This is a genomic window from Paraburkholderia sp., from assembly GCF_034668105.1.
Taxonomy (GTDB): domain Bacteria; phylum Pseudomonadota; class Gammaproteobacteria; order Burkholderiales; family Burkholderiaceae; genus Paraburkholderia.
Genome location: NZ_JAXDPY010000540.1, coordinates 1 through 6,287, shown reverse-complemented (window position 1 = coordinate 6,287; position 6,287 = coordinate 1). Strand labels below are relative to the sequence as shown.

7 protein-coding genes and 1 pseudogene are annotated in these 6,287 nt (G+C 62.4%); 5 read left to right on the top strand and 3 right to left on the bottom strand.

Features of this window, described 5'->3' with window-relative positions; all coding sequences use genetic code 11:
* From QOC89_RS23985 to QOC89_RS23970, 4 genes and pseudogenes are all read left to right on the top strand, one after another.
* A pseudogene (locus QOC89_RS23985) lies at positions 1-203 on the top strand (sugar ABC transporter ATP-binding protein); the annotation flags it as partial.
* Positions 200-1,207, top strand: coding sequence for an ABC transporter permease (locus QOC89_RS23980; RefSeq protein ID WP_323047293.1), 1,008 nt, complete (start codon positions 200-202; stop codon positions 1,205-1,207). The pseudogene QOC89_RS23985 and the gene QOC89_RS23980, both read left to right, overlap by 4 nt.
* Entirely contained in the window at positions 1,204-2,160 is a 957-nt protein-coding gene (locus QOC89_RS23975; protein WP_323047292.1) for an ABC transporter permease, read from the top strand. The genes QOC89_RS23980 and QOC89_RS23975 overlap by 4 nt, the downstream gene beginning before the upstream one ends.
* 449 nt (positions 2,161-2,609) lie before the next feature.
* Positions 2,610-3,176, top strand: coding sequence for a DUF3005 domain-containing protein (locus QOC89_RS23970; RefSeq protein ID WP_323047291.1), 567 nt, complete (start codon positions 2,610-2,612; stop codon positions 3,174-3,176).
* 440 nt (positions 3,177-3,616) lie between these two features.
* Here the strand turns inward: QOC89_RS23970 and QOC89_RS23965 are convergent, their stop codons facing one another.
* From QOC89_RS23965 to QOC89_RS23955, 3 genes are all read right to left on the bottom strand, one after another.
* Positions 3,617-4,060, bottom strand: coding sequence for a DUF421 domain-containing protein (locus tag QOC89_RS23965; protein ID WP_323047290.1), 444 nt, complete (start codon positions 4,058-4,060; stop codon positions 3,617-3,619).
* Between the two features lie 5 nt (positions 4,061-4,065).
* Complete coding sequence (locus QOC89_RS23960) at positions 4,066-4,560, bottom strand: hypothetical protein (protein WP_323047289.1); 495 nt, start codon at positions 4,558-4,560, stop codon at positions 4,066-4,068.
* A 378-nt stretch (positions 4,561-4,938) separates the two neighbouring features.
* Entirely contained in the window at positions 4,939-5,211 is a 273-nt protein-coding gene (locus QOC89_RS23955) for a hypothetical protein (protein ID WP_416340458.1), read from the bottom strand.
* A 661-nt stretch (positions 5,212-5,872) separates the two neighbouring features.
* Here QOC89_RS23955 and QOC89_RS23950 point away from each other — a divergent pair.
* On the top strand, positions 5,873-6,082 hold the full coding sequence (locus QOC89_RS23950; RefSeq protein WP_323047287.1) for a hypothetical protein: 210 nt from the start codon (positions 5,873-5,875) through the stop codon (positions 6,080-6,082).
* The last annotated feature ends 205 nt before the right edge of the window (positions 6,083-6,287 follow it).

The following is a 6,287-nucleotide window of genomic DNA, read 5'->3' as shown; positions in this document are numbered from 1 at the left end:
GCAAGGAGATTTACGAAGCGATCGGCGCACTGGCCGAAGTGGGCGCCGCTGCAATTGTCTACGCATCCGATACGGATGAACTGCTAGCTGTTTGCGACCGCTTGATCGTCATGTACGAAGGCCGCGTGGTCGCACAACTCGAAGGACCCGAGATGAACGAAGCCCGCGTGACCAGCGCGCTGTTCGGCAGGAGCGCCGCATGAAGGCCGGCCTGACCGAACGACTCCGAATTCCCCGCGCGCAGCGCTCGCCGAGCGTTCGCGAAGGCATCAACGCGATCGCGTCACGCAATGCCAGTGCATTGCCCGGCATCCTGATGCTGCTGATCGTGGTCGGCTGCAACGCGTTTCTTCAACCGGACTTCTTCAGTGGCGATTCGCTGGCGAGCAATCTGCAGAACGCAGCGCCGGTGATTCTCGTGTGCATGGCGCAAGCCGTGGTCGTCTTGCTGGGCGAACTCGATCTGTCGGTCGGCGCGGGAATTTCGCTGGTCAACTGCGTGCTCGCCGCCGCGCCCTCGCTGACTGGCTGGGGCACCGGCGCGACCTGTGCGGCGGCGCTCACCGTCGCGCTTACGGCCGGCGTCTGCAACGGCGTACTGGTCGGCTACTTCCGGCAAAGCGCGCTGATCGCGACGTTCGCCACCGGCGCAATCTGGTTCGGCGGTGCGTTGCTGCTAATGCCGCAGCCTGGCGGCGTCGTGCCCGAGGTGCTCGGCGAGTGGTTCGCGATGCGCGTCGGCGTGCTGCCGCTCGCGGCCGTGCCGATCATCGCGGCATGGGCGCTATGGGCGGTGCTGCAGCGTCATCGCTTTGGACGCCGCCTGATCGCAACCGGCAGTTCCGCGGACGCGGTGTTCAAGTCGGGCGTCGATACGCGTGTCGTCAAGCTCCTTGGCTACGTGCTCGCGTGGGTGTTCGTGTTCGGCGCGGCGCTCTGCATCTCCGCGCAGACCTCGTCCGGCGATGCGCGCCTCGGCCTGCCCTACACGTTGAATTCGGTGGCCGCGGTCGTGATCGGCGGCATTTCGCTGGCGGGCGGGCGCGGCACGATGCTCGGCGCGATCTGCGGAGCGCTGGTGCTCGTGCTGATCGGCAACGTCGTCTACTTCGCGGGCATTCCGAGCAACTACCAGGAAGTGTTCAAGGGCGCGGTCATCCTGCTGGCGCTCGGCTGTACGTTCATCGGCGCGAGGAAACCGGTATGAACGCCATGCTCTACTCCAGACGCACGTTGTTGGTGGTGCTGGTCGTCGCCGTGTTGGTGGCCGGACAGTGGGCGGTGCCCGGTTTTACCAACGCGGATCAGCTGGCGAACCAGTTGAAGATCGCCACGTTCCTTGGCTTGTTCGGCGTCTCGCAGACTCTCGTGATGATCGCCGGCGGCCAGGGACTCGATCTGTCCGTGGGCGCGGCGGCCACGCTGGGCGGAACAGTCGGCGCGGCCGTCGTCGGCGCCGGGCCCGGGGGGCTGCCGCTGGCGCTGGTCGCGGCCGCATTGTGCGGCGCTGTGGTCGGGGTGATCAACGGCCTGGGCGTTACTGTGTTGAGAGTGCCGCCGCTCGTGATGACGCTAGCGATGGCGAGCCTCGTCGACGGCGGCTTGATCGTGTGGTCATCGTTGCTGCACGCGAATACCGCCGCCAGCGCGACCCTCGTTGCACTGGCAGGGCGCAGCGTCGCGGGCATGCCGAGGGTTGCCGTGCTGTGGCTCGTGGCGGGGATCTTGGTATGGTGGTTTCTCGACCGCTCGGCGTGGGGTCGGCGGCTGATGGCGACCGGCGCGAATCCGACCGCCGCGCTGTTGACCGGTGCCCGCGTGCGCACCGTTAGAATCGCGGCCTACACGGCAAGCGCGATCATTGCTGCGCTGACCGGCCTGCTGCTGGTCGGTTACGTGGGGCAGGCCTTTCTCGGACTCGGCAGCGGTTATGTACTGAGCAGTGTAGTCGTCGCGGTGATCGGCGGTGTGTCGCTGGGCGGTGGGCGTGGCGACTATGTGGCCGTGGCGATCGCAGCGGTGTTCATCACCGTTCTGACCAGCTTGCTGACCGCGCTGCAGATCGGCGAGGCCGGACGGCAGTGCATTTTTGGCGCCACGCTGCTGGTGTTTCTGGCGGTTAATGGATGGTCGATGGGAAGGCGCGCGGTGGCAGCTTGATCAGTCGAACGGCTCAGTGCGGCGCGAGCGCGCCGGGGCCACCTCTCTTTACCCAACGCACGGGCGCCTTGCGGGTAGCCGCTACGTGGCAGAGCCTTCGTGCGTTGAATGCGGGCAGTAATGGCGGGCGAGTAAGCAGCGGAAAAGGGTTTGACAGTCGTCCTCGCTCCGTGTGTGTTTGAGGCGGCCGTTGATGGCCTCCTTTTTTCGAAGTTATAGCATTCTCAAGAATGTGGGATCGTCATCAATTTTTCAACCGCTGCTGATAGAGCCGTCGCGCAGGAACGCCGGTTGCGCCTTTGGGCAATGCACTGGTACGCGCCCGACGCGAGCCCAGGCAGGCGGTGCAGCGGCCGCTGGCACCATAACGATATTGCGAGCCGCGGCGCAGCGGTGTCGGCAAGCGCACCGCGAGTTTTAAATCAGATCAGCGAACAGGAAACTCCGACATGCAGAACGCAGAATCGAATCCCGGTCAGGCGCAGCAAAACGAGATTGCGGCTAAAAGTCCCGCACATACACCAGCGGCTGGCTCCGCGTCGCCCGATGCGCAGACCCAGGCGCAAGAGTTTGGAAGCAGCAGCACGGCCGGCTCTGCCGAGCCGACGCCCGGTCCCAAGACGTCCAATCCGCTGCCAGATGTCGACCTCGACACTTACGCCTCGCATTCCAGGGATCCGCTGGAGCGGGCCCGCAGCCGGATCGTTTCGGTCGACGTCGCCAACACCGCATCGTCTGATAACACGGTGGACACTGACGGCAAGGCGCTCGAAGCAAAACGCAATCTATCTCCCTGGCACGACAACGTCATCACATCGAACGCGACCCTCGAGAACAATGTGCCGGCACCCGCGTTCGGCCTCGGTGGAATCGACAGCCGGCACAACGGTAGCCTGCCGCAGGTCGCATCGCTGCCTGGCTGGCGTGTGATTCATTGCGGCGTGGTTTACACGGAAGAAGCGAACGGCTCGCGGGTTGAGCATGTCATCCGGCTCGAGCGTTCAGGCGGTGACTGAGAAAGGCGGTGCGTCGGCGGCTCCAGCGCACCGCGTTTACACGCCGTGAGCGTGCGGCCTGTCCCCTTTGGGCAGGGTCTTTTTTTCATGTAGAAAAGCGTGAAGTGATTTTTTCAGTTGCGTACCCTGATGCCTGAATTTGAGGGGTCCGGATGGAAAATTGCTTTCGTCCAGACGTTCAGCGCGAGTGACGCGCACAAGAAGATGAGCGAAAGGGAAGCCGCACGGTGTTACGCCGCATTGTCGTTGGCCTGCTTCTGATGTGCACGTAATCCAGTGCGCCGTACGGCTTGCCGCTCGGGGAGTTTTCTTTTCCGGTTGGAGAGGGAATAGGATGACAGCGAAGGCGTGCCTAAAGGTCGAGATAGATTGACAGAGACCATCTCCGATCTGCGGGCACCACGATCACTGGCCAAGAAGGGGCAGGTCGCACGCAGCGGTCACCCATCCGTCGCCATGATGGAGATACCGCCGTGGGTCTCGACGATTGCGTACTTGACCTGGCCAATATCCGAGATGCCGCGCTGGCGCATTTCGGCGAGGACGTCCCCCTTGTAGATGCGCAATTCCCGCAAGCGCTGCTCGTTCCATTTGCCATGTGCGAAAACAATGCTCGGTGTTCCTTCTGCAACGCGACCCAGGCCGGGAAACCGCAATTTTGCCGTGGAAACGAAAATGTGCAGCAGGACGATAGTGCTCAGTGCGATCACAGCAGCAGTAATGGACTGGTCGCCGGCCAGCACCGCCTGGCTGGACAGGCCGCCGAACAGGAACATGATGACCATGTCGAGCGGGGTCATCGTGCGACTGACCCGGTGCGTCGTGACGCGCAAGACGAGGAGCAGGAAAAGATAGGCTCCAGCGGATCTGATAAGGATGTCCATGACGGTCAGGGAAGCACGATTTGAGTGATGGTGATGCGGGCACCGCCCACGGTCACAACGGTAAGGATCGATCCGATGCGGTAAGGTGCCAGCCTGAAACTGAGTGAGGCGTCTTCGGCAGTTCTGACGTCGAACGTGTAGGTAATGCCGTCTGTCGAGACACGCGCGGCCAGTGGGCGGGGCATGACAGTTTCGATCGCGACCGAATTAGCTAGTGTGGAGTCGAGATGAACGTCGACAAGTCCGGAAAAGCCATCGTTCAGTTTGATTCGCATCCAGCTCGAACCATGGTTTCGCAGGATGCGCTCATAGCTTAGGGTGCGTGCTGCTGGACCTTGTACAGACTCGGTGGCGCGGCTGAGGGGACCGGAGCCGAGCGCGCCGCTCAGCGCGGCCAGGCACACGATCGACAGGGCGGCGATGATCCCATACTCGGCGATGCGCCATCGGCGGTCGAAATCCTGATGCAGTGATAGGTCGAGGTCTTCTGGCTGGCTCATATTGAGTTCGGCGCAATCCGGTCGCAGGTGCTGTAACGAGAGCGGCGCTCGTCATCCCAATAAGCCGCGTTCCTGTACCGCAAGCGCCATGCCGTTCCAAGCAGCTAACGCGCGAACGTTCGCCTGGCTCGATGTAACGGACGGCCACTGGCTGATGATCCCGGCGGAGAACTGCTCTTCTCGAACAGACGCCGGAGGGGTTTAGGACGCGATCGGCAACGCGGCGCCCCTGCAACGCGTGCCGCCCGCCAATGGCTTGGGCGAGGCGACTGGCCCGATGACGATGAAGATTTCTTCCCCTTCATTAGCTGGGCGGGTCGGCACGAGGCGGAAAGCGTAAACGATCCGCCCGTCGGGCACCGGAGGAGCGGCGGGTGCTCAACCGCGCTGCGCCGCTGCGCATTCCGTCTGGTACCAGATGTTGACCTGCCGTTGGGCAGCCTGAAGGTCGGCCGGGTAGTAAGGGTCCAGGCTCCATTCGGGATGATATCCCGCTCGCTCCAATGCTGCGAGTTCGCCCATATCGCGTTCTCTGGTGACGGGAGCGCCGTTTCGGATATCGGTCAGGTCACGACACTGAGCTGCGCTCAGGTGAGTTTGCGTTCCGGTCGGCAAGTCGCTTGAAGCGCAGCCAGTAATCACCGATACCATCGCCGCAAACACAAGCCAGGGTTTGATTGCATTTTTCATTTCACGCCTCCTTGATGACAATCCCTCGCGCACGTTGCATTCCTGGGTGAAATCGTTGTATGCCCCGGTCCGGACGGCTCCGCCCGACGTACAGACAACGTACAGCGTGACGGTGGATGGCAGTGGGTTCCCGCTGGTTTGCGCCGCAAGGCCTAACCCGTCGCTTGCAGGGCTGAGGCTCACGTGCGTTGTCCTCGATCGCCTCGTTCCAGATGTCCCCAAAATTCCACCATGCAATTGTGCGAACACTGCTCGCAGCGTCATCTCCGTGCCCATGGGGCAAAGAACGCAATGGCCCGCGTCGGCATTGACTACAACCGCATAGCGATAGCATCTGATTCGACGAGCCGGTTCTCCGAAGACAAGCGCAGGCCGATTTACGGGCGCATGCCGGGCTGGATCGCGACATGCTCGATAAATTGCGTGGCGCGCGGTGTTGTCTTCCCGCGGGTATTGCGCTCCGTAGTACATGAGAACGGCCGTTTCCGCCGAGCGCAAGTGAGGCGGTCCTGCACGTCAGTCGAACCGGCATTGGAAGAGACCGGCTAGCGTGCGGAGGCCTCCGTGTCCGGATGAGGCATGCAAGTAGGCAGAAGGCGCGAAGCGCCAAGGCGTGTGTCTCGTGACCGGCAAGCCTATTAGCCGCGGCGACAAGCTGTACGGGCCGCGTCTCGCTCAGGAAATTCCGGCACTGTGCGACTGGCTCGTCTCGGAAGGCCAGGTTGTCGGTATGGAATTCGAAGAGGAACTGCAAGCGGGATCAGAGGCGGGATGGTCGGCCCGCAGAAGGCAGTCAAATGTAAAAGTAACCGGTAGGAAACGAATGATCTGAACGAGAACTTATTTGTTGTCCAGAGTTGTTCGAAAACCAATCAAAGCGACCACTGCTCGTGGGTAGCGCGGTGTCGCTTCGGGTGACTGATTGCGAGTAAGCGGGCAGTCCAAAGATGGACAGCCGGACGTCCCGGTCTTGCCTTGATGACTTCGTCAGGGTGTCCCATCGAAACTCCAGGGGCAGCTCCCACTGTCTCCCCAGA